Origin of the sequence: Niastella populi (assembly GCF_002078015.1) — a bacterium.
Taxonomy (GTDB): Bacteria; Bacteroidota; Bacteroidia; order Chitinophagales; family Chitinophagaceae; genus Niastella; species Niastella populi.
Map to the genome: position 1 here is coordinate 1 of NZ_LWBP01000136.1, position 265 is coordinate 265.

General features: G+C 43.8%; 1 protein-coding gene. It reads right to left on the reverse strand.

Going from position 1 to position 265, the window contains the following annotated elements:
• On the reverse strand, nucleotides 1-265 hold a 265-nt coding region (locus A4R26_RS34950), incomplete at both ends, for a hypothetical protein (protein ID WP_165760253.1).

Consider the following 265-nt stretch of genomic DNA (forward strand, 5'->3'; position numbering starts at 1 on the left):
CCTCCTGAAGAGGAGATAGCTCATACACATCCTCCAGCATATGATCTGTGTTGAGCTTCGACAGCTCTTGCTGGCTCAGCCCTTTGAAACTTAAATCTGAAGGGGTGAGATAAGTATCCTTAGCTTTGGCCAATTCCTCTATTAAAAACTCCAGATTCTTCTTATAAGACCCGGCTAATTTTCTGATTGTTGCTACATCATATCTTGAACTTGAATAGCGGATCGACATACCCAGTTCTCCCCTTACCAGCATCCCCGATACATC